Origin of the sequence: Aminivibrio pyruvatiphilus (assembly GCF_004366815.1) — a bacterium.
GTDB classification, from domain to species: domain Bacteria; phylum Synergistota; class Synergistia; order Synergistales; family Aminobacteriaceae; genus Aminivibrio; species Aminivibrio pyruvatiphilus.
Map to the genome: position 1 here is coordinate 193,507 of NZ_SORI01000001.1, position 24,126 is coordinate 217,632.

Here is a 24,126-nt window from a genome sequence, read left to right on the forward strand (position 1 = left end):
GTCCCTATTATTCCGCCATGCTCCCGAGGTGCCTGGCAAGGAAGCGCTCCATGGCGCGGTAGAAGTCGAACCGGTTCTCTTCATTGAGAAAACCGTGTCCTTCGTTGTCCTTTACCATGTACTCCACGTCCACTCCCCGCGCGCGGAGGGCTTCCACGATCTGGTCCGATTCCGCCTTCTTGACCCGGGGGTCGTTGGCGCCCTGGGCCACGAAGAGGGGAGCCCGGATCCTGTCTGCGTGAAAGACCGGGGAAACGGATTTCAGCAGGTCCCTGTCCTTCTCCGGGTGGCCGATCTGCTCGTAGAGCATCTGGCGGCCGAGTTCCCAGTAGGGAGGTATCGTCTCCAGGAGGGTGAAGATATTGGATACCCCTACGTAGTCCACGCCGCAGGCGTAGATCTCCGGCGTGAAGGCCAGCCCCGCGAGGACGGCGTACCCCCCGTAGGAGCCGCCGTAGATGCCGATTCTTTCCGGATCTGCGATTTCCTGGTCAATGAGCCATTGTACGCCGTCGGTGATGTCGTCCTGCATGGCCCGTCCCCACTGTTTGAAGCCCGCTTCCCAGAAAGCCCGTCCGTAACCCGTGGAGCCCCGGAAGTTCATCTGGAGCACGGCGAGTCCACGGTTTGCGAGGAACTGGGTTTCGCTGTCGTATCCCCAGGTGTCCCGGGCCCACGGTCCGCCGTGGGGGTTGATCACCACGGGGAGGTTTCTGCCGTCACTCCCGGCGGGGAGGGTGAGATACCCGTGGATGGTCAGCCCGTCCCGGGCTGTGTACTGCACCGGTTTCATGGGGGCGAGTTTCTCCTCGGGCAGCCAGGGAGTGAGGTCGGCGAGTTTCCGGAAGTCCTTCGTCTTCATGTCGTAAAAGTAATAGGTCCCCTGGGTCCGGTCGCTCCCGGCGTGGAGGAGAGCCCTGTCTTCCTCTTTGTTCATGGATGTCACGGTGACCACGTATCCGGGGAGCCGGGACTCGAGCTCCTTCTGGAGTTCCGCCCGCTCTTCGTCGAAGAAATGGTACCGGAACCGGTCGGTGGTGTACCCCGTTCCCGTGATCACTTTCCTTTTCTTCGACCGGAACAGGGCGTACACGTCCACCTCGGGGTGCTCGAAAATGAGCTCCTCGTTTTCCGCCTTTTCGGGGTTGAAGACGAAGATGGCGGAGGTATTCCTTCCCAGGTTGGAGGCAACGTAGAGCTTTTTGTTGTCGAAGGTGAAGAAGAGAGGAGACACGCTCTCCCGAAAGTCGGTGGTGAGGAGCGTCCGGAAGGGGTAATCCTCCCTGTCGCGATAGAGGAGGGACCGGTTGACCCCGTCGGTCCGGATGGCCACCCTGAGCTTCCCCTCGTGGTCGGTCATCCATCCCTCGATGTCCCCGGGGTTTTCCTCGATGAGAGTCAGTTTCCCGGAGGCGATGTTCAGCCTGTAGACATCGAAGAGCCGGGGATCCCTCCGGTTCATTCCGATGAGAACCTCGTCCTCGATCTCCTCCAGGCGGTCCACGATGGAAACCCGTACCTCCTTGAAGGGAGTCAGGTCCCTCGCTTCGGAACCCAGTGCGTCCACGGCGTAGAGGTGGTAGTTCTCGTCCCCGCCCGAGTCCTGCAGGTAGAGAATCCGGTCGTTCCCTGCCCAGAAGTAGGCCAGGATGTCTCTCTCCGTCGCCGACGTAATGCGCGTTGCCGTTTCCTCTCCGACATTCTGCACAAAGATGTTCATTCTTCGTTCCCATGAAGCGCGGTACGATATGCGCGTCCCGTCGGGGGATATCTGGAATCCGCTCCTTTCGGGATTCCGGAAGAAATCCTCCATGGGGATGAGCCCGCCGGCCGCACGGGCCGGAGAGGGGAGAAGGGAGAGAGCCAGAAGAGCCGCCGTTCCCAGAAGTATGGATTTCATCATCGCTTATTCCCCCATGATCTTGACGACCACGCGCTTTCTGCGCCTGCCGTCGAATTCAGCATAGAAACACTGTTCCCAGGGTCCGAGATCGAGTTTTCCGCCTGTCACCGGCAGAATCGCCTGGTGGTGGACCATGATCCGCTTCAGGTGAGCGTCCCCGTTGTCCTCCCCCGTGCTGTGGTGGGCGTAGGACGGATCTTCGGGGGCTGTTTTCTCGAGCCACTCCATAATATCCCCGTGAAGTCCCGTTTCATCATCGTTCACGATGATTCCGGCGGTGATGTGCATGGCCGATACAAGCATCATCCCGTCCGAAACGCCGCTTCGCCCGAGAATCTGCTCAAGCTTCGGCGTGATGCGGACCAGTTCCTTTCGTTTCTTCGTTTCGAACCACAGATATTCCGTATGAATTCTCATTGAATGCCCCCTTTCCCGATTGTAGGATGCAGGGATATGGTAGCATAAATACCGCAGCGGAAAAAACCGGCGGACGGTTTTGCCGGAAGGGCTCCGCGAAAGGGAGGTCAGGCCCGTGAAACACTGCCCGCAGAGCGGAAATGAAGAACAGCTCTTTCCCGGAGAGGACGTGGTCTCCTTTCTCCTCTCCTATATAGGGGAAACGGACGACATCGTGACCGTCAAAGACAAGGACCTGGTCATTCGCTATCTCAACCGGGCCGGGGCGGCCTTCCTCGGGGTTTCCCCGGGAGAAGGTGCGGGCTGCAGATGCTTCGAACTGCTCGGAAGGCAGGATCCCTGCATCGGATGCCTTTCCGGACTGGCGGCGGAAACGGGGATGTTCCAGTTTCGGGAAGTGTTCATTCCGGAGAGAAATACATGGTTCGAGGTGAAGAGCTGGCCGGTCAAGAACGCCGCCGGGGAAACGGCGGCCGTGGTGGAGATCCTGCGGGACTGCTCGGAAAGAAAAAGGGCGGAGGAGGAACTTGCGGCGGCGGTGGTCTCACTTGAGGGAAAGAACAGGGAGCTGGAGGAGGAGAGGAAACGGGCCGAAAGCCTGGTCGCGGAAGCCGGGAGGGCTGAGCGGGTGAAAAGCGCCTTCCTGGCGAACATGAGCCACGAGATCCGCACTCCGCTGAACGGAATTCTCGGGATGACCGACCTTCTTCTGGATTCTCCCATGTCCGGGGAGCAGGAAGAATACGCCGAGACCGTACGGAGGAGCGCCGAGCACCTGCTGTCGCTGGTGGATGATATCCTCGACCTCTCGAAGCTGGAGGCGGGAAAGGTTGAACTTGAATCGGTCCCCTTCGACCTGAGGGAGATGATGGAGGACCTCGTCACCGAGGCGGCGGTCCGGGGAAGGGAAAAGGGCCTCGATACGGTGTTTTCCGTGGATCCGTCCATTCCGTCCATCCTGCGGGGCGACCCGCTGCGTACCCGGCAGATACTGGGCAACCTTCTCGGGAACGCCGTGAAGTTCACGCTCTCGGGGCATGTAAGGCTGGACGTCTCTCCCGTGGAGCCGGGACTCACGGGACTCGTGCTCCGCTTTGCCGTTTCCGATACGGGCATCGGTGTTTCTGAAAACAGCCTGCCTACCCTCTTTCAGCCTTTTTCCCAGGGGGATCCTTCCACGACCCGGCGGTTCGGGGGGACGGGGCTCGGCCTTTCCATCTGCAGGGGGCTCGCGGAGGCCATGGGAGGATCTCTGGGAATGACCCCGCGAAGCGGAGGCGGATCAGTTTTCTGGTGTGAGCTGCCCTTCGGGAGGGTGCCGTTCGGTGATGCGGAAGATCTGCCGGTAGACCAGCGCCTCCTGGGGTTTCCAGTGATCGTGGCGGGAAGCGGGGCCTCCTGGCCGGCTGAAGTGTCAGCCCAGGCGGGGGCGTGGCTCTGCTCCGTCCAGAGCGCGGACAGCCCGGAGGAATTGAGGAGTCTGCTCGAGAAGCGGACAGGGAGATCCGGGGAGGGGCGGTGCGCCGTTTTTCTGGACGGAGAGCGGCTGAGAGAGGCAGCGGGCTGGTCACCCTCAGCTCTTCCTGCGGATCTTCGGAGGGGGGTCCTGTTCTTCTCCGTGGATTCACCCGGGACAGCCAGGGAGACCGGTGATCTTCTCCGGGAGGGCCTTGCAGGCCGCATAACCAGTCCTGTGCGTCGGGCGGCCTTTCGTGAAGCCATTCTTTCGGCGTCTGAGCCTGACCGGGGAAAGAGGCAGGGGTTCCGGAACGCCGGTGAACCGGAAAGCAGCTATCGAAGCGGCATGCTTCCTGCCAGGGTTCTGCTCGCCGAAGACAGCCGGGTGAACAGAAAAGTTGCCGGGAGAATGCTGCAGAAGCTCGGCTGTTCGGTCAGGGCGGCGGCGGACGGGGATGAAGCCCTCCGTATGCTGGAAACGGAGACTTTTGACATCGTTCTCATGGACGTCCAGATGCCTGGAAAGGATGGCATTGAAGTCACCGCCCTCCTTCGGAGCCCGGAATGGACAGGACGCAACGGGGACGTTCCCGTGATCGCCATGACGGCTCATGCCCTGCCGGGAGACCGGGAGAAGTGTCTCGCCGCGGGCATGGACGATTATCTTCCGAAACCGGTCAGGTTCAGGGATCTCGAAGAAAAGCTCTCGGTTCACCTGTCCCGGCGCCCGAAGGAGGGTACTGCCGGGCCGGCGGAAGAAAACAACGGGGTGTACTGCAGAGAGGAAACAGTCCGGAGACTGCGCATCGACGGAGAGGAACTCGACGCCCTGGCAGAGGAATACCTACAGGATGCCCTTGACATCCTCGCTCTGTTGACAGGTGCGGAAGAGCGGGGGGACAGGAAAGCGGCGGCGGAGGCTGTCCATACCCTGAAGGGGATGTCGGCCAACATAGGGGCGGAAAGAGTCCGGGCTGCGGCATGGAGAGCGGAAAAATCGTGGCGGGAGGAAGGGAGCGCCCCCGTGGCGGAAATCCTCCGGTCGGAGCTCCTGAGTTTCAGGAAAGTTCTCGACGAGATCAGGGAAAGGGGGTACGGGGATGAAAACCGATGAGCGGAGAAAAAAAATCGCCGCCGAGCTTTCCGGGGAAGGGGAAGCGATCACGGGAGGCGACCTGGCTTCCCGGTTCGGGGTCAGCAGGCAGGTGATCGTCCAGGACATGGCGGTGCTCAGGGCGGAAGGTCTTCCGGTTGTGGCGACTCCCAGGGGCTATATCCTGCTGCGTCCCGAAAGCACGGGCAGGCTCGTGAAGACGGTGGTCACAAGGCACAGGGATTACGAATCCATGGAGGAAGAACTCCTGATCATGGTGGGGTGCGGGGCGAAGGTGCTCAACGTCATAGTGGAGCATCCCCTCTACGGAGAAATCACCGGCAACCTCATGCTCTCCACTCCGGACGACGTGGCCCGTTTCATGGAGTCAATCAGGAAGAGCACGGGGGAACCTCTGTCCTCCCTGACGGGGGGCGTTCATCTCCACACCCTGGAAGTGGACGGCGAGGAGACATGGGAGCGGCTTCTCGCCGGACTCGGGGAAAAAAACTACTTGCCTGAGAGAATATAAAGGTGTATTCTTTACAGGTGACAAGACACCTGTAAAGGAAGTGGTCCAATGGCAGGAACGGCGTCTTCTCCTCTCCGGGGATACCTGATCAAGGTCTCAAACGGTATGGCCCTCGGTCTTTTTTCCTCCCTCATCATCGGTCTTATCCTACGGCAGTGCGGACAGCTGCTCTCCCTTCCCCACCTCGAACACTTCGGCCGTGTAGCCCAGCTCCTGATGGGCCCCGCCATTGGCGCTGGGGTGGCTTTTGCCGTCGGTGCTCCGCCCCTGGGTATTTTTTCCTCTCTTATCGCCGGGGCCGTAGGCGCAGGGACCTTCTCCGGACCTGTCGCTGCGGTTGGAGAACCTGTAGGCGCCCTTGTGGCCTCCTGGGCCGGCGCGGAAGTTTCCCGAAGGGTCGCAGGGAAGACGGGCGTGGATATCGTGCTCGTTCCCGCCGCCACCATAGTGGCCGGCAGTGCTGTGGGCGTGGTCGCCGGACCGGCAGTTGCCCGGATGATGTACTGGCTCGGCAGCGCCATAAACGCCGCCACCACCCTTCACCCCATCCCCATGGGGATGGTCCTCTCCGTGGCCATGGGGATTGTTCTTACCCTGCCCATCAGCAGCGCTGCCCTTTCCATCTCCCTGGGGCTTTCCGGCCTTGCCGCGGGAGCCTCCACAGTAGGGTGCTGCTGCCAGATGATCGGTTTTGCCGTGGCGAGTTTCCGGGAAAACGGCACGGGAGGGCTCATTGCCCAGGGACTGGGCACCTCCATGCTCCAGATTCCAAACATCATACGGAACCCCTGGATCTGGGTTCCCCCCACTGCGGCGGCAGCCGTGCTCGGTCCCTTTTCCACCGTGCTCTTCCGGATGGAGAACAGCTCCATCGGTGCCGGCATGGGAACCAGCGGCCTGGTGGGACAGGTCTCCACCCTTGATGTCATGGGGCCCTCTGCCTGGCCCGGGATCCTGCTGCTTCACTTCCTTCTCCCCGCCGTTCTTTCTCTTCTCTTCTCGGAAATACTCAGAAGGACGGGACACATCCGGCCCGGCGACATGAAGCTCGAAAAATAAAGGGGCAGCGGACGCTGCCCCTTTTCCGTATGTCCGCTCTTCGTGGAGGATCAGCCCAGCACAAGCACCCTCCGGGCCACTTCGAAGTAGAGCAGCAGGCCAAGGATGTCCACTACCGTGGTGATGAATGGACCGGACATGACCGCCGGGTCGATGTTCAGCTTTTTCGCAGCGAAGGGGAGAAAGGCTCCCACGAGGTTGCCCAGCATGACCACACCCACCACGGACGCCGCCACGGTGAGGGCCACGCCGTATCCCGTCCCCATGGTCCACGCCCGGATGGAGGCCAGCACCGCAAGGGATATCCCCAGGAGGAAGCCGGAGACGATCTCCTTCGAAATGACCCTGAAAAGGTCTTCCCTGACGATTTCCCCCACGGTAAAGCCCCGGATGACCAGCGTGGCGGCCTGGGTGCCCGTGTTGCCGCCGGTGCCGATGAGGAGGGGGATGAAGAAGGCGAGGGCCACCACGCTTTCGAGGACGAAGGAGTACCGTTCCAGGATGAAGGACGAGAAAAGCTGGGTGACGATGCAGACGAGCAGCCAGGTAAGCCGCTTGCGGGTGAGGGTCATGATCCCGGCATCCAGGTAGCTTTCGTCCACCGGCGAGATGCCCGCCATGCGCTCGAAGTCCTCGGTGGCCTCCTCCTGGACGATGTCCAGTATGTCGTCGAAGGTGAGGATTCCCACGAGACGGCTTTCCCTGTCCACCACCGGGATGGTCTGGAGGTCGTATTTCGACATGGTCTTCGCCGCTTCTTCCTGGTCGGTGTCCGTGGTGACGAAGACCGGCAGCCCGTCCATGAAGTCCGTGACGGGAGTGTCGGGGGAGGCGAGGATCAGGTCCTCGAGGTGCACCGTTCCCTTGAGCTTTCTCTCCGGGCTGACCACGAAGGAGGTATAGATGGTTTCCTTCTTCGCCGCCGTTGCCCGGATCCGGGCCAGGGCCTGGGAGGCGGTCATGGTCTCCTTCAGGTCGATGAACTCGGGAGTCATGATGCGCCCGGCGGAATCCGCCTGGTAGTTCAGAAGGGCATTGGCCAGTTTTCTTTCTTCGGGAGAAAGATGGGCCAGGAGTTTTTTTACTGTCTTGGCGGGAAGCTCGTCGAAAAGGGCCGTCCGGTCGTCGTCGGACATCTCCTCGATGATGGCTGCCACTTCCGTATCGGTGAAGCTCCCGAGAAGCTCTTCCCGTTCTGCCCCCTCGAGAAATTCGAAGACTTCTATGGCGATATCCTTGGGAAGAAGGCGGAAGAGGAAGACCCGCTCGGCAGGCGCCTTCTCCGCCAGGACTTCGGCGATGTCGGCGGGTTCCATGGTGCTCAGCAGTTCCTTCAGGCTCTTGAACTGCTTCCGTTCGAAGAGTTTTTCAACGCTTGCGAGAAGCTTGTTCTGGATGTCCTTCATGACCCTTCCCCCTGTCCCATGGCCTGTATGGAGGCGCTTCCGGGGAGGCGTCCTCCGTACCTTTCCTTTTCGTCGGTTGCTTGTCGCGGGATGTCCGGCGGAGAAACGCTCCCGGCATGCGCCGGAATTCCGCCGAAGGGAGGGCGGGCGGCGCTGCTACGTCGTTTCGAAACCCTGTGCAGGTTGCGGTCCACTATCCATGATGCCATCTCCTTGAAACGGGCCGGATTGGGATCAACGGGAAAAAACTATCACAAAGGGAAAGAAATGTCGAGGCAAAAGAGCCCGGAACGAGACATAGGGCCGGCCCGTAAAGGCCGGCCCGCTTTTGTCAGTCCACCTTGTTCCTGCTCTTCTTGAAATGGCCCGAAAAGGCCGGGATCATGAGAAGGATGGTGATGGCCCAGAGGAGCATGCAGAGGGGCCGTTCGAAGAAAATCATGGGGGAGCCTCCGGCCATGATGAGGGACTGGCCGAAGCCCAGCTCCGCTATGGGACCGAGGATGAGCCCGAGAACGAGGGCTCCCGTGGAGAATCCGCCTTTTTCCAGGAAGTAGCCGGCGACACCGAAGCCGATCATGAGCCACACATCGAACATGTTGTTGTTGATGGCGTAGCTGCCGATGACCGAAAGGATGGCAATGCCCGGAATCAGGAGCGCGTTTGGGGTCGATGTGACCTTCGCGAAATAGGGCGCCAGGTACAGCCCCAGGACGAGGAAGATCACGTTTGCGATAAAGAGCGAGAGAATGAACCCATAGGTCATGGCACCGTACTTGGAGAACAGCTCCGGCCCGGGGATGAGTCCCTGGATAAGGAGCCCTCCCATGAGAGCCGCAGCCACGCTGTTGCCGGGAATGCCCAGGGTGAGCAGGGGGATGAGGGATCCGCCCACGCAGCCGTTGTTGGCGCTTTCTGAGGCGGCCACTCCCTTGGGGTTTCCCTTGCCGAAGGTGTCCGAATCCCTGGCGCTCTGCTTCGCGAAGTTGTAGGAGATGAAAGCGGAAATGGTCGCACCGGCTCCGGGCAGCATGCCGACGATGGTCCCGATGATGCTTCCCTTCGTAATCGTTGGCCCGAGCCCCTTGGGAAGCCTGCTTCTCTTGATGGAGGCGATGGTATCGTTCAGGTCGTCAACGATATGGGTCTCCGCCGTCAGGTCCAGGATCTGGCTCACGGAAAAGAGGCCGATGAGGGCGGGCATGAAGGGGATGCCGTCGTAGAGGTCCACGACCCTGAAGGTGAAGCGCATATAGCCCGAGATGGGATCCATGCCGATGGTGGCCAGCACGAGGCCGAGAAATCCCGAGGTCAGCCCCTTGACCATGCTCCCCTTTGTCAGGGTGACGATGCTGGAAAGGCCCATGATGGCCAGGACGAAATATTCCGGAGGACCGAACCTGAGGGAGAACCTGGCCAGGGCGGGGGCCATGAGGAGCAGGGCCACGGTGGAGATGATGCCGCCCCAGAAACTGGCCCAGGTGGCCACGGTGAGCGCCGTGCCGCCTTTGCCCTGCTTCGTCATGGGGTAGCCGTCGAAGGCTGTGGCTGCTGCTGCGGGAGTGCCCGGCGTGGAGAGAAGGATGGAGGAAATGGCTCCGCCGTACATGCCTCCGCTGTAGACTCCGCCCATGAGGGCAAGGCCCATGAGAGGATTCATTCCGAAGGTCACCGGGATGAGCAGGGCCACGGCCATGGTGGCGGTGAGGCCCGGCATGGCGCCCACAATGATGCCCACCACAGTCCCGGAGAAAATGGCGAAGAGAACGCCGGGGTTCATAAGTTCCGAAAGTGCGGGCAGAAAGAATTCTGTCATGGTCTATTCCCCCCAGATGCCCATGGGTACGGGTACCCCAAGGAAATGAACGAACACGAGCCAGACGAAGCCCAGGATCAGGCCTGTGCCCAGGATAATGAAGAAGGGGCGCCGGAATCCGAGCATCCAGGACAGGGCGGCCATGAAAAGGGCGCTGGCCGGGAAAAAGCCGAGATAGGACGTTAGAATGCCATAGGCTGCCAGGGATACCACGGCCAGGGTGAAGTTTTTCGGTGAACGGACCCACCGGACATGGGAGTCGGGCGACGGTGTGTTCTGCAGGAGAAGGATCAGGGACAGCACCGCCAGCATTCCCGCCAGGAAAAAGATATACCGGGCCGCAGCCGCGGCCCGGTCGGGAAAGCTGTTTGCCCCAAGGAACAGGGCGGCGGAAAGTCCCAATCCTCCGGCCGCGAAGATACGGTTCATGGAAGATCGGGTCATGGAAAGAGCCCCGCCCTACCAGGGATCCTTCTCGTACGCCTTGTCGGTTACCACAAGAAGGTCTTCGAGATAGGCCTTGTACTCGCCGGGAGTCATCACGTTCATCTGGAGCTGTTCCTTGGCCGCCGCCTGGAATTCCTCGTCGGCAAGGACCTTCTCGAAGGTCTCCACGAGCATCTTAAGGGCATCCTCGGGAATGCCGGCGGGAGCGGCGAATCCCCTGGAGGAGTCGGAAATAACCTTATAACCCAGTTCTCCGAAGGTGGGAATCTCAGGCACGTTGGGGTGCCTCTTGGCCGTCATCATGGCCAGGACCCGGACTTCGCCGGCCTTGAGGTTCGATTCGATCTGGGAGAGGTTCATGAAGCCCATGGAAACGTGGCCGCCCATGACCGTGGCCTTGGCGTTGGAGGAACCCGTGGAGGGAACGCTCTTCACGGTGCAGCCCGTGGCCTCGTTGAACTGGGCGAGGGCGAAGGCATCGTCGCTGCCGGGACCGGACGTGGAGCCGGTGAGGGTTCCGGGGGCTGCCTTCTCGGCGTCGATGATGTCCTGAATGGAATTGAAGGGGCTGGAAGAGGGAACCACGAGGACGCCGGGGTCGGTGACAAAGTTGAACAGCATGGCGAAGTCACCGAGCGTGTACCTTGCCCGCTTGGCGGACATGTGGGCCGTCAGGTGGGGCGTGTAGAGGGTACCGATGGTGTAGCCGTCCTTCCTCGCCCTGGCGAGGGCGTCAAATCCCCTCTGGCCGCCTGCGCCGTCGATGTTGTTGATAACGAAGGGCTGGGGGAAATGCTTCTCGGCGAACTTGGCGAAGAGTCTCGCCATGGTGTCGGTGCCGCCTCCCGCATTGGAGGCCACGATGATGGTGACAGCCTTCGTCGGGTATTCAGCTGCGAGGGCTGCCCCCGCTCCGAGGGCAAGGCACAGTACGAGGATAGCCAGAATTGCTTTTTTCATGTTCTCGTCTCCTTTCTGAAGTGGGTTCCCTTGATCAGTGTTTCCGTGTCGTTTCCCGGCGTTCAGCCTCCTTTGTTTTCGGAGAGGGCTTTTCTCTTCTCCTCGAGAAGGGGTTTCAGCCGTTCTCCCTTGACCATGAAGAATACCCGTTCCGCCACGTTGGTGGCGTGATCGCCTATCCTGGCGAGATGCCGCGCCACCCAGAGAAGCCCGGCGGCGCACTGGGCGGTGGCCTGGTCTCCCTCGGGCTTGTTGCCTATGATGAGAAGAAGTTCGTCGAAAATGTTCTCGTAGAGGATATCAAGCTCCTCGTCCCTGAAGCAGATGCCCTCGGCAAGGGCGGTGTCGTTCTCTTCGAAGGCCTTGAGGGAATCGGCCACCATCTCGGTGGCGATGACCTTCATCTTCGGTATGTCCACCAGGGGCTTCAGAAGAGGATACCGGTTCAGGACCTTCGCCTTTTTCGCGATGTTCACGCCCTGGTCGCCGATGCGTTCAAGGTCGGTGATGATCTTCAGGACGGCGAAGACGAACCTGAGATCCTCCCGGACGGGCTGACGCATGGCAATGGAGCTGAGGCACTCCTGGTCGATGGATGCCTCGAGATCATCTATGGCGTCGTCCGACCGGATGACTTCGTCCGCCAGGGCGTCGTTCCGCTCTTCCAGCGAGCGGACGGCGCTGGAGAAGGCCCCGCTCGCCATGGACCCCATCTCGCGGACCATGGAAAGGATTTTCGCCCTATCGGCAGAATACAGAAGGGATTCAACCTTCCCGTTTTTCTTCCAGAACATCTCTGCAGTCCCTCCCTCGTCGGTACAGCCTGCCTGCGGGAAGCGTCTTTTCTTTCCGGGCGCCCCGTGGGGGCCCTTGCCTTGTAAGCGGGGGAAAAGTCCACAGCGAGGTTACAGGCGTGTAACGATAATGTTACAAACTACGACATACCGGGAAGATTGTCAAGAAGCGGATCCCTGCCTAAATCCGCAGCTTTTCCTGGCAGAGGGAGTGTCGCCGGGCATAAGGTGAATTCGCCCCCAGGGGCGAAGAGATGATCCCCTGGGGGACAGCGCCCGGACCGAGAAACCGACATGGATGTCGGTTTCAGGTGCAGTTGTCAAGGATGACAATCTGCACCGACGGCCCAAGCGAGCACCGGTGACGCTCCCCGCTGCCTGCGGATTTAGGCCCTGATTTTCCTGAGGCGGAGGGTTAACCTCCCGGTTTCTCATCATTTTTCTCTATGGTAGAATCGTTCCTGTGCCACATTGGAAAAGAACAAAAGAGAACACGCCGGAGGAGAAAATAATGAAAAGAATGTTCGTGCGGTGCGTCATAAAGGGAAAAAGGGAAACGGGCCTGGTGGAGAACGGCATTATTTACCGCCTGGAAGGGGATATGTTCGGTGAATATACCCGGGGGCCCGCCCTCGGGTCAGTGGACGAAGCCGAGCATTTCCTTCCCCCCGTGGAGCCGTCCAAGGTCGCCGCGGTGGGACTCAACTACAGGGACCACGCCATTGAGGTGGGGCTTCCCATCCCCGGGGAACCCCTCCTGTTCCTGAAGCCTTCCACCACGGTCATCGCCCACGGAGATCCCGTGGTCTACCCCGGGCACATGTCGGAGCGGGTGGACTACGAGGCCGAGCTCGCCGTCGTCATAGGAAGAAAGTGCTCCTCCGTGGAGCCCGGTGAGACAAAGGACTGCATCCTGGGCTACACCTGCGCCAACGACGTTACGGCCCGGGATCTCCAGTCCAGGGACGGCCAGTGGACCCGGTCCAAGTCCTTCGACACCTTCTGCCCCCTGGGACCGTGGATCGTCGCCGGCATCGACCCCGCCGATCTCGAAATAGGCATGTTCCTCAACGGGAAACAGGTCCAGCACTCCAGGACCAGCAACTTCATCTTTCCCGTGGACATTCTGGTAAGCCACATCTCGAAAGTCATGACCCTTCTGCCGGGCGACGTGATCATCACCGGCACCCCGTCCGGCATTGGCCCGGTGAAAAGGGGAGATGTCATGCAGGTGAAGATCGAAGGGATCGGGACCCTGGAAAACGTGGTGGAGTAGCGGGGGGCGAAACAACCTTCCGCCATGGGGCTTATGCTGCAGAAAGTCCCCGCCGGCTGACCGGCGGGGACTTTGGCTATCGTACATTGAAGCTGCATATTTTGGAAAAATGGCGGAGGGCAGAGGATTCGAACCCCTGGGGCTTTCGCCCAGCTGATTTCAAGTCAGCCACCATAGACCACTCGGACAGCCCTCCGCGGAACGAGGAGATTATACATGTATTTTCCGTTGTTGCCAACGGATGAAGGGGCGGCGCCTGCGAAAGCTGCGGAGAGTATAATGAACGGGAGTGGACCGATTTTTCCTGAGAGGTGATTCCTGGTGAAAAAAGAAGAAATTCTCGAGAGGTTTGTGTGCACCCCGTCCCGGGTGGCCGTGGTGGGAGCGTCGCCGAAGGAGGACCGCCCGGTGTTCCGGGTGATGAACTATCTTGCCGGGGCCGGCTTCACTCTCTTCCCCGTGAACCCGGGGTATGCCGGAACCGAGATCCTTGGACGCCCCTGTGCCGCCGGGCTCGAATTTCTCGAAGGTGGAGTGGACGTGGTCGCCCTGTTCCTTTCGGCGAAACAGCAGGGGAATGTGGCGGCAGATCTGGAGAAGCTGCCCTCACGGCCCGTGGTCTGGTTCCAGCCGGGTGCGGAGAATGAAGATCTCGCCGCGGAACTGGAGCGGAAAGGATACGATGTAGTGCCGTCCGACTGTCTGATGGCCGACCACATGAACAAATGCAGGTGAGAATTATTTTGTGCTTCTGACGCCATCGGAATGATAAAAATTTCTTGCCCCAGGGTGCGAATTTATATATAATTACAGAAAAGACCGCACTTGCCTCCCTAACTCCTGAGTATTCCCCACAGCCTTTCCCTGGGAGGCAGAAATCCGCACCGCAGAGGAGGTAATTCCGATGTCCTCCGAATACCCGTACACCCTCAGGGTCCGGTACGGCGATACCGACCAGATGGGAGTCGCCTATTACGCCAATTATCTCTACTGGTTCGAGGTGGGCCGGACTGAATTCTGCCGGGCCCACGGAAAGTCCTACGCCGACTGGGAGGGAGAGGGCATTTTCCTTCCCGTGGTGGAATCCCACTGCCGCTATAAGCATCCTGCCCGGTACGAGGACGAGATCACCATCTTCACGAAAATCGCCGAGGTGAAGATATCGTCCGTAATCTTCGAATGCCGCATTGAACGGGCCTCCGACGGCAAACCCCTCGCCTCGGGATGGACCCGCCATGCCTTCGTGGACCGGAACGGAAGGCTTCTTAGAGGAGACAACCCCCTGCGCCGCTGGATCGAGGCGCTTGCGGGATGACGGAGGTGTCGCGTACAGTGAGCACGAAAGCCATACTTTTGGGAAACGAGGCAATCGCCAGGGGAATTGTTGAAGCGGGGTGTCTTGTGGCGTCCGCCTACCCGGGAACGCCGTCGTCCGAAATACTGCCTGCGGTGGCAAAGTTCGCCGACGAACTGGGCTCTCCCATGGCGGTCGAGTGGGGCGTGAACGAAAAGGTGGCCTTCGAGGTGGCCGCCGCCGCCTCCTTCACCGGTGCCCGCTCCTGTGCAGTCATGAAGCAGGTGGGGTTGAATGTGGCGGCCGATCCCTTCATGAGCGCCGCCCACTTTCAGCTCAAGGGCGGCATGCTTCTCGTCGTGGCCGATGACCCGGGGCCTCACAGCTCCCAGACGGAACAGGACAGCCGGTATTTCGCCATGTTCGCGAAGGTACCCTGTTTCGACCCCTGTTCCGCCGTCGAGGCGAAGGAAATGGTTTTCGACGCCTTTGACCTGTCCGAGCGGTTCGGCATCATTACCATTCTCCGTCCCACCGTGAGGGTGGACCACTGCCGCCAGGACGTGGAACTCGGGGAACTCCGCCCTCTGAAGGGGCAGGTGAAGTTCGACAAGGAGCCTTCCCGGTGGGTCTGCCTTCCCGCCAGCGTGAAGGTGAACCATCCCCGGCTGAACGCCAAGGTCGAGGAGATCCGGACCGCCTTCGAGAGCGAGTTCGGGAAGTACAACTACGAAGTTCCCTCCCGTGAGAAGAGCGTCCTGGGCATCGTGGCTTCCGGTGTGTGCTTCTCCGTGGTCAGCGACATCCTGAAGGGGTGGGGCCGGGAGGACGTGGCGGTGCTCAAGATCGGCACCCCCCACCCGCTTCCGGTGCAGATGGTGACTGATTTCATCTCGCGCCACCCGAAGGTGCTCTTCCTCGAGGAAACCTACCCGGTAATGGAAATGCAGCTTCCCGACAGAACGGGCATCCTCGGCAGGTGGAACGGTGTCGTACCGGGGGCCGGAGAGCTTCTTCCCGAGGTTATCGCGGGCATTCTCGCAAAGGTCCTCGGCATGGACCACACCGCCGGGGAAGCATCGCCCCTTCTCAGGGAAGCCCTGGAAGAGCTGAAGATAACTCCCCGGAAACCCATGCTCTGCCCGGGGTGCCCCCACAGGGCGAGCTACTTCTCCATCAGGCAGGCCCTGCCCAACGCGGTGAACCCCTCGGACATAGGCTGCTACACCCTCGGAGTGAACCAGAAGGCTGTGGATGCCGTGATGGACATGGGCGCTTCGGTGACCATGGGTTCCGGATTCTGGCTTGCCCACAAGGCCGCCGGGACGGAACGCCCCATCGTGAGCACCATCGGGGATTCCACGTTCTTCCACATGGGTATTCCCGGCCTCGTGAGCGCGGTCTACAACAGGCACGCCTTTGTCCTCGGAATACTGGACAACAGTACCACAGCCATGACGGGCGGACAGGCGAACCCGGCGGTGGGCGACAAGCTCAGGAAGGGCGACGAAGGCCGGAAGGTGGATATCGAGGCTGTCTGCAGGGGCTGCGGTGTGACCTTCGTCAGAACCATTGAAGCCTATGACGTCGCCTCCGGGAAAGAAGCCGTGAAGGAAGCATGGGAGCACGCCAAGTCCCGCTCGGAACCGGCGGTGATCATTTTCCGGCATCCCTGCATGCTCCTCCGCCCCCAGCAGGCTGTGGTCCAGGTGAAGGTGGATCCGGAGAAGTGTATCGGCTGCAAGTTCTGCATCAATTTCTTCAACTGCCCCGGCCTCGTCTTCGACGAGAAGAGGAGCAAGGCATACATCGACGAGCGGTTCTGCGTTTCCTGCGGGGTCTGCGTTTCCGTCTGTCCCCACGGGGCCATCGGGGAAAATTCCGGGGAGGGTGAATAGCATGCAGTATGTCATCGTGGGCATCGGCGGCCAGGGTATCCTTTTCGCAAGCAAGGTCCTCGGAAAGATCGCTCTCGAGCGGGGCGAATCCGTCATCGGCAGCGAGGTGCACGGCATGGCCCAGCGGGGCGGGTCGGTGATAAGCCACTTCAAGGTGGGGAATTACCGAAGCCCCCTCGTCATGGCAGGAGAGGCGGACATTCTCCTCGCCTTCGACCAGAACGAAGCGGTCCGAAACCTCCATTTCCTGAAGAAAAAGGGCAGTCTCGTGGTGAACGTCCACGATCGTATAGCCCTGGAAAACGCCTCACTCGCAGGGATGATCCGGGACAGGGAGATTTCCGTCCATTCCCTGGAGGGGTATGCTCTGCTGAAAGAGCACATGGGGGGCAACTTCCTCTTTCTCAACGTGCTCCTCATGGGGGCCATGTGCGGTGCCGGGGTGAGCGGCCTTTCCTTCGGGGAGGTTTCCCGGGCGGTGAAGGAGCTTTCTCCTCCCAAGTTCGAGGACGCCAACATGAAGGTCCTGGCTCTTGGAGCCGAGGCGATCCGCGGCGGGAGGTAGCCTTGAGATGTGCTGACAGGGGAGGCCGGTTCCGGCCTCCCCTTTTTCGGGACCGGGGCTTTTCACTGGCCGAACTCCTTGCTGTCCTCGCCATTTGCCTCGTCCTCGGAGGCGGCGCGTCTGTTGCTCTTGTCTCCTCCTTCGCGGGGGCGCCTTCCGACGAAACGGCGGTGCGGGAAGGCAAGTACGCCGCCCAGTGGCTCCAGCGGGTCTTCCACAAGGCCCTGCTTTCGGGCAGGTCCTTTGTTTTCAGGCTTTCTCCCTCGGTGCCCCAGAAAAGGCTGAAGATACAGTGGGCTGACGGGAGCGAGGAAATTTATGACGGAAAGGGGCGCGTCTGGTTCACCAACCGCAGCGCCGTCATGGCTTTCTGCACGTACTCGCCGAAGTGGAACACCATTTCCCCGGCGTTCACCATAGAAGCCGGATCATCACCGGACCGGAGGCGCCCCCTGAAATACATCGTGGTCACTCCCTTCTGCAGGGTTTCCTACAGGGATGATCCTCCCCGGGATTGAAAGACACCTTCTTTCGGGGTATAAAGAGAAACCGGCGTTCCCGTTTTTTCAGGAGCGCACATCGGAAACGGAGGTTGTCCTGATGGCGGCAGCGGCAAAACCATGGTGGAGGGAGACGATCGAGACGGTGCTGTGGGCACTCGTCCTCGCTCTCGTGCTCCGTACGTTTGTTGTTCAGGCGTTCTGGATCCCCAGCGGGTCCATGATCCCCACTCTCGAGGTGGGCGACCGCGTCCTCGTGGCGAAATTCTGGTATCACTTCACTGAGCCGAAGCGCGGACAGCTTTTTGTCTTCAAGTATCCCGTGGACCCCAAGCGGGATTTCGTGAAAAGAATCATCGGCCTTCCGGGAGACGTGCTCGAAATCCGGGGCGGGCTGGTCTACGTCAACGGACAGCCTCTCCGGGAGGAGTACGTTAAGAACCATGATTCTTTCTCCCTGACGGCGGGCCCCGTTTTTGCGGAGGTTCCGGTGAAGATTCCGGAGGGCAGCTATTTCGCCATGGGGGACAACCGTCCGAACTCGCAGGACAGCCGGTTCTGGGGATTCGTACCGAAGCAGAACATCCGGGGACCGGTGTTTTTCCGATACTGGCCCCTGAACAGGATCGGGACGGTGGACTGATTGGGACGGACCGTCTGGTATCCCGGCCACATGGCGAAGGGAAAGCGAAAGCTTGCCGAACTCGCCGAAAAGCTGGATATCATTCTGGAGGTCCGGGACGCCCGGGCTCCCCTGGTGACGTCCTCTCCCCTGTCGGAAGAGCTCTCCCGGATCTGTCCGGTGGCCGTGGTGCTGTCGAAAAAGGACCTGGCCGACGAGAAGGGCACGGCACAATGGCTCTCCTGGTTCGCCTCTTCGGGCAGAAAGGCCTGGGCGGTAAACCTGCTCAAGCCGCGGATGGAGCAGGTACGGAAGGATTTAGCCCCCTTCGGACCCTCCCACAGGGAAGTCCGGCTCGCGGTGGTGGGCATACCGAACGTGGGTAAATCCATGTTCCTGAACGCCCTGGTGGGAAAATCCTCCGCCCAGGTGGGGGGCATTCCCGGAATCACCAGGGGAGTCTCGTGGTACAAGGGGAAGGGCTTCCTGGCGGTGGACTCACCGGGCATCCTCGACCCCCGGTCCGGCGACTCGGTCCAGCGGTGCCTCGCCTGGCTGGGGAGCAGCAAGTCGGAGGTGATCGGGGGGTATGACCTCATCGCCCTCGACCTGATCTCGGCACTCCGGAAGCGGAGCCTCTGGGCCATGGTGGAGGACAAGTGGGGCGTTCCCGCGCCCATGGAACTCTCCGGCGAGGAGATCCTTGAATCCCTGGGGCGAAGGCTCGGGTGCCTTGTCTCGGGAGGGGCCGTGGATATCCTCTCGGCGGGCCGCAAGTTCGTGGAGGCCTTTTCCACCGGCAGGCTCGGCCCGGTGACCCTGGAGCTTCCGGGGGACTCTCCATGGATCTGAGCCGGTGGGGAAGGGTCGCCGGGGCGGATGAAGCCGGACGGGGCCCCCTCGCCGGACCGGTAGTCGCCGCAGCGGCGGTTCTGACCCCTGCCCAGGAAGAGGAACTTCTCTCCCTTGGCCTCACCGATTCAAAGAAACTTACCCCCCGGAGGCGGGAATTCCTTTTTGAGCGGATGCTCATCCTGAAGGTCCAATGGCGGGCCCAGGCAGCCTCACCGGCCAGGATCGACGGAATGAACATCCTCAGGGCGTCTCTCTGGGCCATGGGGCGCAGCGTGGAGAAGCTTCCCCCGTGCTTCGACACGGTCATCGTGGACGGCACCTTCCCCCTTCCGGGGCTTGCCTTCCGCCAGGTTCCCCTTCCGAAGGCCGACAGCCTTGTCCCCGCCGCGGCGGCTGCTTCCGTGGCCGCCAAGGTGCTCCGGGACAGGGTCATGGATATTCTCGACGGCCTGTATCCCGGCTACGGCTTTCGAAAGCACAGGGGATACCCCACGGCGGCCCACAGAAAGGCCCTCGAGGCCCTCGGTCCCTCCCCCGTCCACAGGGCCAGCTTTACCTGGAGGGCACCCTGATGGCAGCCCAGGGCATCGGCGGCATCTCCGGCCCGTCGGTCCGGCCGGGCTTTCCCGAGGGGCAGACCCAGCCCCGGGTGGACGGCAGCCCCCGACAGCCTGGAACCCAGCTTCCCCGGATCGCCGACGGAACCCTGGTGAACGGCCTCGTCATGGAAGCCAGGGAGGAGGGATCCTACCTGGTCCGGGTGGCCGGGCAGGCCCTTCTTGCCCGGGCGAATCTGCCCCTTCTTCCGGGACAGCATTTCCGGGCCGTGTGGGACGCTTCCGGCGATATTCCGGTCCTCCGCCTCTCCGACGCGGAGGCGGCTCTTCTCGGAAAGCTCCCCGCAGGGGACAGGGAAATGGCCTCCGCCCTGTTGTCCCGGGGCCTTCCCCTCGACAGCCAGGCTCTCGCCTCCCTGAGAAGCGCCTGGGCGGGCATGGGCGGACAGCCGTCCCAGCTGGGCCCCCTCGCGGAACTCTGGGCTCGGGGTATTCCGCTCACAGCGGGCAACGTGCAGGTTCTCGCATGGTATTTCACCCTCGGCGAAAAAGACGCCGGTTCCCTGTGGAAAAGGGTACGGGATGAAATCCGCAGCAGGGCGGCCAGGGGGGAAAATCCGCTGGCCATCCTGAAGGAAATGACGGAGGGAGACGACGACCTGGCCGCCTTTCTCCGGGGGCATGCCCTGCTTTCCAGGCCGTCACGGGAAGGGATCGACCCGTCCCTCCTCGCGCCCGCCCTTCTTCCGGCGGGCGAAGGGGAAGGGGCCCTCACGGCACGGATCACCACCGGGGCGTGGAAACGGCAGGGAAAGTCTTTCTGGTCCATTTCCTTCGAGATGGAGGGTGACCGTATCGGCCCCGTCGGGGGGGACGTGGAGAGCGACGGCAAAAATCTCGGGGTTACCCTGAAGGCTGAACGGAACGAGACTTTCGAGGTTTTCCGCATGCGCCGCCATCTTCTGCGGCAGCAGCTCGGGGACCTTCCCCTGGCACTGCAGCATATCGCCGTGGCCCGGGGGCGGAGAGTGCCCCGGATTCCCGGCAGGGGGCTGGACATAACGGTATGAACGGAAAGGGAAAGAAGCGCCTTCAGGCGGCGGCGGTCCAGTACGACGAAAAGCATGACGACGCCCCGAGGGTAACCGCCTCGGGGAAGGGATACGTGGCGGAGAAAATCCTCGAGCTTGCCAGGGAGGCGGACGTTCCCGTGGTGGAGGACGCCGCCCTCGTGAGCGCCCTCATGGTGCTGGAGCTCGGCGAAGAGATCCCCGCGGAGCTCTACGAGGCCGTGGCCCGGATTCTCGCCTTCATCTACAAACTCGACAAAGGAGAAAAACCATGACGGCGGAACATCTCGAACGGGGGCGGCGGGGCGAGGAAATCGCCGCAGCCTACCTGGCTGACCTGGGGTGGAAGATACTCGACCGCAACGTGGTATTCCGGGGCGGAGAGCTTGACGTGGTGGCGCTCTCCGGCGGGGAGCTCGTGGTGGTGGAGGTCAGGACCCGCTCCGAGGGGTGGATGCAGCGGGGCGAGGAATCCGTGGGGCCCAGGAAGCTGGGGCGCCTCGTACGGGCCGGCAGGAGGTACGTGGAGGCCCGGGGGTGGGACGGGCCGTGGAGGATCGACATCCTCTCGGTGACCCTTCATCCAGGGAAGGACGCTTCGGTGGAGCGGTTCGAGGATGTCACGGCGGGGGCGTATCTCACGTGAATCCCGTCTGGGGCATCACCCTGAAGGGCATGGAGGCCCTGAGGGTTGAAGTGGAGGCGGAAATCACCGGGGGCCTGTTCGCCATCTCCATTGTCGGCCTGCCCGATACGGCGGTCCGGGAGTCGAAGGAACGGGTAAGGGCGGCCCTCCGCTCCCTCGGTCTTTCCGTCAGGGGGCGCGTTGCGGTGAACCTCGCGCCGGCGGACCTGCCGAAGGAGGGAGCGATCCTGGACCTTCCCATTGCCCTCGGCATTGCCGGAGCCATGGGAAGCATTCCGGAAGTCCCCAGGGCAATCTTTCTCGGCGAGCTGGCCCTGGACGGACGCCTCCGGGGCGTCCGGGGGGCCGTCGGCGCGGCCATTCTCGCCAGGGATACGGGAATTCCCCTCTTTGTACCCGCGGACAACGCAGACGAAGTCTCCCTGGTGGAGGGATGCGAAGCCTGGGGCGCCGAGAGCCTGGGCGACGTGATCGCCTTTCTTCGTGGGGAAAAAGACCTGGCTCCGGTGGTCCCTGCGGTTCCGGAGGCGGAGCCTGTCGTGGCCGACCCCGATTTCGCCGACATCCGGGGGCAGTCGGGGGCCAAGAGGGCCCTGGAAATTGCCGCCGCCGGGCATCACAACATCCTCTTCACCGGGGCACCGGGCAGCGGCAAGACCCTTCTTGCCCGGGCCCTCCGGGGAATCCTTCCCCCTCTGTCCCGGGAGGAGTTTCTCGAGGCCGCCCTTGTGCGGAGCACCCTGGGCATTCCCTTCGACCGGGGAATGCATCCCCCCTTCAGAACTGTCCATCATACGGCCAGCATCGTCTCCATCTGCGGGGGCGGCGCCACCCTTCGGCCAGGCGAGGTCAGCCTTGCCCACAGAGGGGTTCTGTTCCTCGACGAATTTCCCGAATTCCGCCGCGACCTCCTGGAAGCCCTCAGGCAGCCCCTGGAGGACGGACGGATCACCGTGAGCAGGGCGTCGGGCTCGGTGGCCTATCCCTGCAGGGTTCTTCTCGTGGCCGCGTGCAATCCATGCCCGTGCGGGTGGGACGGCGACCCCGTGGAGCGGTGCACCTGCTCGTCAGCGGAGCGGGAACGGTACCGGAGAAAGATTTCCGGCCCCATCCTCGACAGGATCGACCTTCACCTGGCTGTCCCCAGGCTGCTCCCGGAAGAACTTGTGGCGGTGGAGTCGGAGGGAGGAGAACCAAGCGCCGCCATTGCCGCGAGAGTGAGGGCGGCCAGGGAGATCCAGAGAAAGCGGTGGGCCGGAACAGGGTTCACCTGCAACGCCGAGCTGCCCGAACGGCTTGTGAAACGGGCCCTCTCCCTTTCTCCTGGTGTAAGGCCCTTTCTTGCGTCCATGGCGGAGCGTCTCCGCCTCTCAGGAAGGGGCATCAGCAGGGTCCTCAAGGTCTCCCGGACCATAGCGGACCTGGCGGGAAGCGGCGACGTGGAGGTGCCTCACGTGGCGGAGGCCATGGCCTACCGGGACGGAGGGGAAAACAGATGACAGGTGTCCTGAGAGTACTTCTGCTCCTTGCGGCGTCAGGAGGGTTTCCTCCGGTTCTCTGGGAATCCTTCAGGAAGGAGGATCTCCCGCCCGAGGCGTTTCTTGAGGAAGGACCCGGGCTGTGGGAACGGCTGGGATATTCCGAGACGGTCCGGAACAACCTTGCGCGGCTTGCCCTGGCCGGGTGGCCCGAGCGGGAGGAAGAGCGGGCCCGACGGGCCGGCGTACGGCTCGTTCCCTTCGATTCCAGGGATTATCCCCGGGGACTCGCCGGAACGCCCTCCGCCCCCCTGCTTCTGTACGTCAGGGGAAAATGGCCCGTTGCGGGGCCGTCCGCAGCCGTGGTGGGAACACGAAAATGCAGTTCCTATGGATGGCGGACTGCGGCGGAAATCGGCCGGGCGGTGGCAGGGGCCGGCGGAGTGGTGATCAGCGGCGGAGCCGCCGGCATCGACGGCGCCGCCCACGAAGGGTGCCTCGACGGAGGCGGCGCCACCATCGCTGTGCTCGGTACGGGAGTGGACATGGTCTATCCCCGGGGGCACGAAGGGCTCTTCGGCCGCATAGTCCGGGATGGAGGAGCCCTGGTCGCCGAGTATCCCCTCGGTTCTCCTCCCAGGCAGTGGCGTTTCCCCGAGAGGAACAGGATCATCGCCGGAATGGCCGATCGCCTGGTGGTGGTGGAGGCTCCGCTGAAAAGCGGCGCCATGAGTACCGCCCGCCATGCCCTGGAGGCCGGCAGGGAAGTCTGGGCCGTTCCGGGCAGGATTTCCGAGGAAGGGTGTGCCGGTTCGAACCGGCTGCTCTTTGACGGGGCCCAGCCCCTTGTCTCCGTGGCGGAGTTCGTCTCCGTGGCTTTCGGAAGACAGCTCGGCCTGTTTCCTCCCGGAGAGGAACGTCAAAAAACTCCTTCATTGACTGAAAAAGAGCAAAGAATTCTTTCCGTTCTAAAAAAATATGGAGAAAGAACTGTTGACAACCTCGCCGTTGAATGTACAATGTCTCCCGCTGACGTTTTTTCCTGCCTGGCCCTTCTGGCCGCGGCGGGGCACGTTTTCCCCTCTGGACCGGGGCGGTGGAGTGCCGTTCCCCGATAGACAAGACTGGATCGGAAAGGAAGAGCCTGGTGCCCAAATCACACAATACGGACCGAGCCCGCGGAGGCAGGCTGGTGGATTCGCTCCTCGTCCGCCGCGTTCTCCATGACTGCGAACGAAGATACCTCGCCCCCGAGGCGCAGGGAAGAATATACCGCTACATCGCCACCGAAGAGATCCCCCTCGAGATCACCGAGAGGGCCATCCAGGAGGCCGTGTCCCTCGGCGCCCTGAAAAACTCCGCCGTGGAGGCCTCCCTGTTCGAGGCCATCGTGGACGCCCTTCTTGACGACCGGTCCTTTGAGATTCCCGGCAGCCCCTCGGAGAAGATGTATCCTTCGAGCTGCTGGATCTGCTGAGAA

At 61.9% G+C, this 24,126-nt stretch carries 25 protein-coding genes and 1 tRNA gene; 18 read left to right on the forward strand and 8 right to left on the reverse strand.

From position 1 onward, the window contains the following. Positions 1-7 precede the first annotated feature (7 nt). Entirely contained in the window at positions 8-1,903 is a 1,896-nt protein-coding gene (locus tag C8D99_RS00765; RefSeq protein WP_208321022.1) for a S9 family peptidase, read from the reverse strand. A 3-nt stretch (positions 1,904-1,906) separates the two neighbouring features. Continuing rightward, complete coding sequence (locus C8D99_RS00770) at positions 1,907-2,320, reverse strand: secondary thiamine-phosphate synthase enzyme YjbQ (RefSeq protein ID WP_133955352.1); 414 nt, start codon at positions 2,318-2,320, stop codon at positions 1,907-1,909. 115 nt (positions 2,321-2,435) lie between these two features. On the opposite strand from C8D99_RS00770, the gene C8D99_RS00775 reads away from it, so the two are divergent. The 3 genes from C8D99_RS00775 to C8D99_RS00785 are packed head-to-tail and all read left to right on the forward strand — an operon-like array spanning position 2,436 to position 6,462. Next, positions 2,436-4,892 (forward strand): response regulator, encoded by a 2,457-nt coding sequence (locus C8D99_RS00775; RefSeq protein WP_166669941.1) that lies wholly within the window; start codon positions 2,436-2,438, stop codon positions 4,890-4,892. Next, positions 4,879-5,403: a transcription repressor NadR gene (locus C8D99_RS00780; protein ID WP_133955356.1), complete on the forward strand. Its 525-nt coding sequence runs from the start codon at positions 4,879-4,881 to the stop codon at positions 5,401-5,403. Before C8D99_RS00775 ends, C8D99_RS00780 begins: the two co-directional genes overlap by 14 nt. Positions 5,404-5,451: 48 nt before the next feature. Next, positions 5,452-6,462: a PTS sugar transporter subunit IIC gene (locus C8D99_RS00785; protein WP_133955358.1), complete on the forward strand. Its 1,011-nt coding sequence runs from the start codon at positions 5,452-5,454 to the stop codon at positions 6,460-6,462. Between the two features lie 50 nt (positions 6,463-6,512). Here C8D99_RS00785 and mgtE read toward each other — a convergent pair whose 3' ends face one another. The 5 genes from mgtE to phoU all read right to left on the reverse strand — a co-directional run bounded on the left by mgtE (position 6,513) and on the right by phoU (position 11,885). Then, entirely contained in the window at positions 6,513-7,868 is a 1,356-nt protein-coding gene (gene mgtE / locus C8D99_RS00790) for a magnesium transporter (RefSeq protein WP_133955361.1), read from the reverse strand. Between the two features lie 331 nt (positions 7,869-8,199). Next, positions 8,200-9,684, reverse strand: coding sequence for a tripartite tricarboxylate transporter permease (locus C8D99_RS00795; protein WP_133955363.1), 1,485 nt, complete (start codon positions 9,682-9,684; stop codon positions 8,200-8,202). 3 nt (positions 9,685-9,687) lie between these two features. Then, positions 9,688-10,113 (reverse strand): tripartite tricarboxylate transporter TctB family protein, encoded by a 426-nt coding sequence (locus tag C8D99_RS00800; protein ID WP_208321023.1) that lies wholly within the window; start codon positions 10,111-10,113, stop codon positions 9,688-9,690. Positions 10,114-10,143: 30 nt separating this feature from the next. After that, a complete protein-coding gene (locus C8D99_RS00805) occupies positions 10,144-11,091 on the reverse strand; it encodes a tripartite tricarboxylate transporter substrate binding protein (RefSeq protein WP_133955367.1) in 948 nt (315 codons plus the stop codon). Between the two features lie 62 nt (positions 11,092-11,153). Then, positions 11,154-11,885 carry a phosphate signaling complex protein PhoU gene (phoU, locus tag C8D99_RS00810; RefSeq protein ID WP_133955369.1) on the reverse strand — a complete coding sequence of 244 codons (732 nt, stop codon included), beginning with the start codon at positions 11,883-11,885 and terminating at the stop codon, positions 11,154-11,156. Between the two features lie 511 nt (positions 11,886-12,396). Between phoU and C8D99_RS00815 the strand changes: the two genes are divergently transcribed. Continuing rightward, the gene (locus C8D99_RS00815; RefSeq protein ID WP_133955371.1) at positions 12,397-13,161 is read left to right on the forward strand and encodes a fumarylacetoacetate hydrolase family protein; all 765 of its coding nucleotides are present in this window, start codon (positions 12,397-12,399) and stop codon (positions 13,159-13,161) included. 110 nt (positions 13,162-13,271) lie between these two features. Here the strand turns inward: C8D99_RS00815 and C8D99_RS00820 are convergent. Continuing rightward, positions 13,272-13,357, reverse strand: a tRNA-Ser gene (locus tag C8D99_RS00820). 125 nt (positions 13,358-13,482) lie between these two features. Here C8D99_RS00820 and C8D99_RS00825 point away from each other — a divergent pair. The 14 genes from C8D99_RS00825 (at position 13,483) to C8D99_RS00890 (ending at position 24,123) form a co-directional block, all read left to right on the forward strand. Continuing rightward, on the forward strand, positions 13,483-13,896 hold the full coding sequence (locus tag C8D99_RS00825) for a CoA-binding protein (RefSeq protein WP_133955373.1): 414 nt from the start codon (positions 13,483-13,485) through the stop codon (positions 13,894-13,896). A 169-nt stretch (positions 13,897-14,065) separates the two neighbouring features. Next, the gene (locus C8D99_RS00830) at positions 14,066-14,476 is read left to right on the forward strand and encodes an acyl-CoA thioesterase (protein ID WP_133955375.1); all 411 of its coding nucleotides are present in this window, start codon (positions 14,066-14,068) and stop codon (positions 14,474-14,476) included. Next, entirely contained in the window at positions 14,473-16,353 is a 1,881-nt protein-coding gene (gene iorA / locus C8D99_RS00835) for an indolepyruvate ferredoxin oxidoreductase subunit alpha (RefSeq protein WP_133955377.1), read from the forward strand. The genes C8D99_RS00830 and iorA overlap by 4 nt, the downstream gene beginning before the upstream one ends. Position 16,354: 1 nt before the next feature. Continuing rightward, a complete protein-coding gene (locus C8D99_RS00840; protein ID WP_133955379.1) occupies positions 16,355-16,918 on the forward strand; it encodes a 2-oxoacid:acceptor oxidoreductase family protein in 564 nt (187 codons plus the stop codon). Positions 16,919-16,920: 2 nt separating this feature from the next. Continuing rightward, complete coding sequence (locus tag C8D99_RS00845) at positions 16,921-17,436, forward strand: type II secretion system protein (protein WP_133955381.1); 516 nt, start codon at positions 16,921-16,923, stop codon at positions 17,434-17,436. Positions 17,437-17,518: 82 nt separating this feature from the next. Beyond that, on the forward strand, positions 17,519-18,061 hold the full coding sequence (gene lepB, locus C8D99_RS00850) for a signal peptidase I (RefSeq protein WP_133955383.1): 543 nt from the start codon (positions 17,519-17,521) through the stop codon (positions 18,059-18,061). A 30-nt stretch (positions 18,062-18,091) separates the two neighbouring features. Next, complete coding sequence (locus C8D99_RS00855; RefSeq protein ID WP_133955751.1) at positions 18,092-18,892, forward strand: YlqF/YawG family GTPase; 801 nt, start codon at positions 18,092-18,094, stop codon at positions 18,890-18,892. Continuing rightward, complete coding sequence (locus tag C8D99_RS00860; RefSeq protein WP_133955385.1) at positions 18,883-19,467, forward strand: ribonuclease HII; 585 nt, start codon at positions 18,883-18,885, stop codon at positions 19,465-19,467. Before C8D99_RS00855 ends, C8D99_RS00860 begins: the two co-directional genes overlap by 10 nt. Further along, the gene (locus C8D99_RS00865; RefSeq protein WP_133955387.1) at positions 19,467-20,522 is read left to right on the forward strand and encodes a flagellar hook-length control protein FliK; all 1,056 of its coding nucleotides are present in this window, start codon (positions 19,467-19,469) and stop codon (positions 20,520-20,522) included. The genes C8D99_RS00860 and C8D99_RS00865 overlap by 1 nt, the downstream gene beginning before the upstream one ends. Continuing rightward, positions 20,519-20,797: an EscU/YscU/HrcU family type III secretion system export apparatus switch protein gene (locus tag C8D99_RS00870; protein ID WP_133955389.1), complete on the forward strand. Its 279-nt coding sequence runs from the start codon at positions 20,519-20,521 to the stop codon at positions 20,795-20,797. The genes C8D99_RS00865 and C8D99_RS00870 overlap by 4 nt, the downstream gene beginning before the upstream one ends. Next, positions 20,794-21,168, forward strand: a complete 375-nt coding sequence (locus C8D99_RS00875; RefSeq protein ID WP_133955391.1) for a YraN family protein — start codon at positions 20,794-20,796, stop codon at positions 21,166-21,168. The genes C8D99_RS00870 and C8D99_RS00875 overlap by 4 nt, the downstream gene beginning before the upstream one ends. Further along, entirely contained in the window at positions 21,165-22,667 is a 1,503-nt protein-coding gene (locus C8D99_RS00880; protein ID WP_133955393.1) for a YifB family Mg chelatase-like AAA ATPase, read from the forward strand. The genes C8D99_RS00875 and C8D99_RS00880 overlap by 4 nt, the downstream gene beginning before the upstream one ends. Next, the gene (gene dprA / locus C8D99_RS00885) at positions 22,664-23,764 is read left to right on the forward strand and encodes a DNA-processing protein DprA (RefSeq protein WP_133955395.1); all 1,101 of its coding nucleotides are present in this window, start codon (positions 22,664-22,666) and stop codon (positions 23,762-23,764) included. The genes C8D99_RS00880 and dprA overlap by 4 nt, the downstream gene beginning before the upstream one ends. A gap of 74 nt (positions 23,765-23,838) precedes the next feature. Further along, a complete protein-coding gene (locus C8D99_RS00890) occupies positions 23,839-24,123 on the forward strand; it encodes a hypothetical protein (protein WP_133955397.1) in 285 nt (94 codons plus the stop codon). The last annotated feature ends 3 nt before the right edge of the window (positions 24,124-24,126 follow it).

What these genes read in the sequence shown, in the direction of transcription:
- C8D99_RS00765 (WP_208321022.1), bottom strand. Translation starts at nt 1,903, where the DNA reads ATGATGAAATCCATACTTCTGGGAACGGCGGCTCTTCTGGCTCTCTCC.
- C8D99_RS00770 (WP_133955352.1), bottom strand. Translation starts at nt 2,320, where the DNA reads ATGAGAATTCATACGGAATATCTGTGGTTCGAAACGAAGAAACGAAAG.
- C8D99_RS00780 (WP_133955356.1), top strand. Translation starts at nt 4,879, where the DNA reads ATGAAAACCGATGAGCGGAGAAAAAAAATCGCCGCCGAGCTTTCCGGG.
- C8D99_RS00785 (WP_133955358.1), top strand. Translation starts at nt 5,452, where the DNA reads ATGGCAGGAACGGCGTCTTCTCCTCTCCGGGGATACCTGATCAAGGTC.
- mgtE (WP_133955361.1), bottom strand. Translation starts at nt 7,868, where the DNA reads ATGAAGGACATCCAGAACAAGCTTCTCGCAAGCGTTGAAAAACTCTTC.
- C8D99_RS00795 (WP_133955363.1), bottom strand. Translation starts at nt 9,684, where the DNA reads ATGACAGAATTCTTTCTGCCCGCACTTTCGGAACTTATGAACCCCGGC.
- C8D99_RS00800 (WP_208321023.1), bottom strand. Translation starts at nt 10,113, where the DNA reads ATGAACCGTATCTTCGCGGCCGGAGGATTGGGACTTTCCGCCGCCCTG.
- C8D99_RS00805 (WP_133955367.1), bottom strand. Translation starts at nt 11,091, where the DNA reads ATGAAAAAAGCAATTCTGGCTATCCTCGTACTGTGCCTTGCCCTCGGA.
- phoU (WP_133955369.1), bottom strand. Translation starts at nt 11,885, where the DNA reads ATGTTCTGGAAGAAAAACGGGAAGGTTGAATCCCTTCTGTATTCTGCC.
- C8D99_RS00815 (WP_133955371.1), top strand. Translation starts at nt 12,397, where the DNA reads ATGAAAAGAATGTTCGTGCGGTGCGTCATAAAGGGAAAAAGGGAAACG.
- C8D99_RS00830 (WP_133955375.1), top strand. Translation starts at nt 14,066, where the DNA reads ATGTCCTCCGAATACCCGTACACCCTCAGGGTCCGGTACGGCGATACC.
- iorA (WP_133955377.1), top strand. Translation starts at nt 14,473, where the DNA reads ATGACGGAGGTGTCGCGTACAGTGAGCACGAAAGCCATACTTTTGGGA.
- C8D99_RS00840 (WP_133955379.1), top strand. Translation starts at nt 16,355, where the DNA reads ATGCAGTATGTCATCGTGGGCATCGGCGGCCAGGGTATCCTTTTCGCA.
- lepB (WP_133955383.1), top strand. Translation starts at nt 17,519, where the DNA reads ATGGCGGCAGCGGCAAAACCATGGTGGAGGGAGACGATCGAGACGGTG.
- C8D99_RS00855 (WP_133955751.1), top strand. Translation starts at nt 18,092, where the DNA reads ATGGCGAAGGGAAAGCGAAAGCTTGCCGAACTCGCCGAAAAGCTGGAT.
- C8D99_RS00860 (WP_133955385.1), top strand. Translation starts at nt 18,883, where the DNA reads ATGGATCTGAGCCGGTGGGGAAGGGTCGCCGGGGCGGATGAAGCCGGA.
- C8D99_RS00865 (WP_133955387.1), top strand. Translation starts at nt 19,467, where the DNA reads ATGGCAGCCCAGGGCATCGGCGGCATCTCCGGCCCGTCGGTCCGGCCG.
- C8D99_RS00870 (WP_133955389.1), top strand. Translation starts at nt 20,519, where the DNA reads ATGAACGGAAAGGGAAAGAAGCGCCTTCAGGCGGCGGCGGTCCAGTAC.
- C8D99_RS00875 (WP_133955391.1), top strand. Translation starts at nt 20,794, where the DNA reads ATGACGGCGGAACATCTCGAACGGGGGCGGCGGGGCGAGGAAATCGCC.
- dprA (WP_133955395.1), top strand. Translation starts at nt 22,664, where the DNA reads ATGACAGGTGTCCTGAGAGTACTTCTGCTCCTTGCGGCGTCAGGAGGG.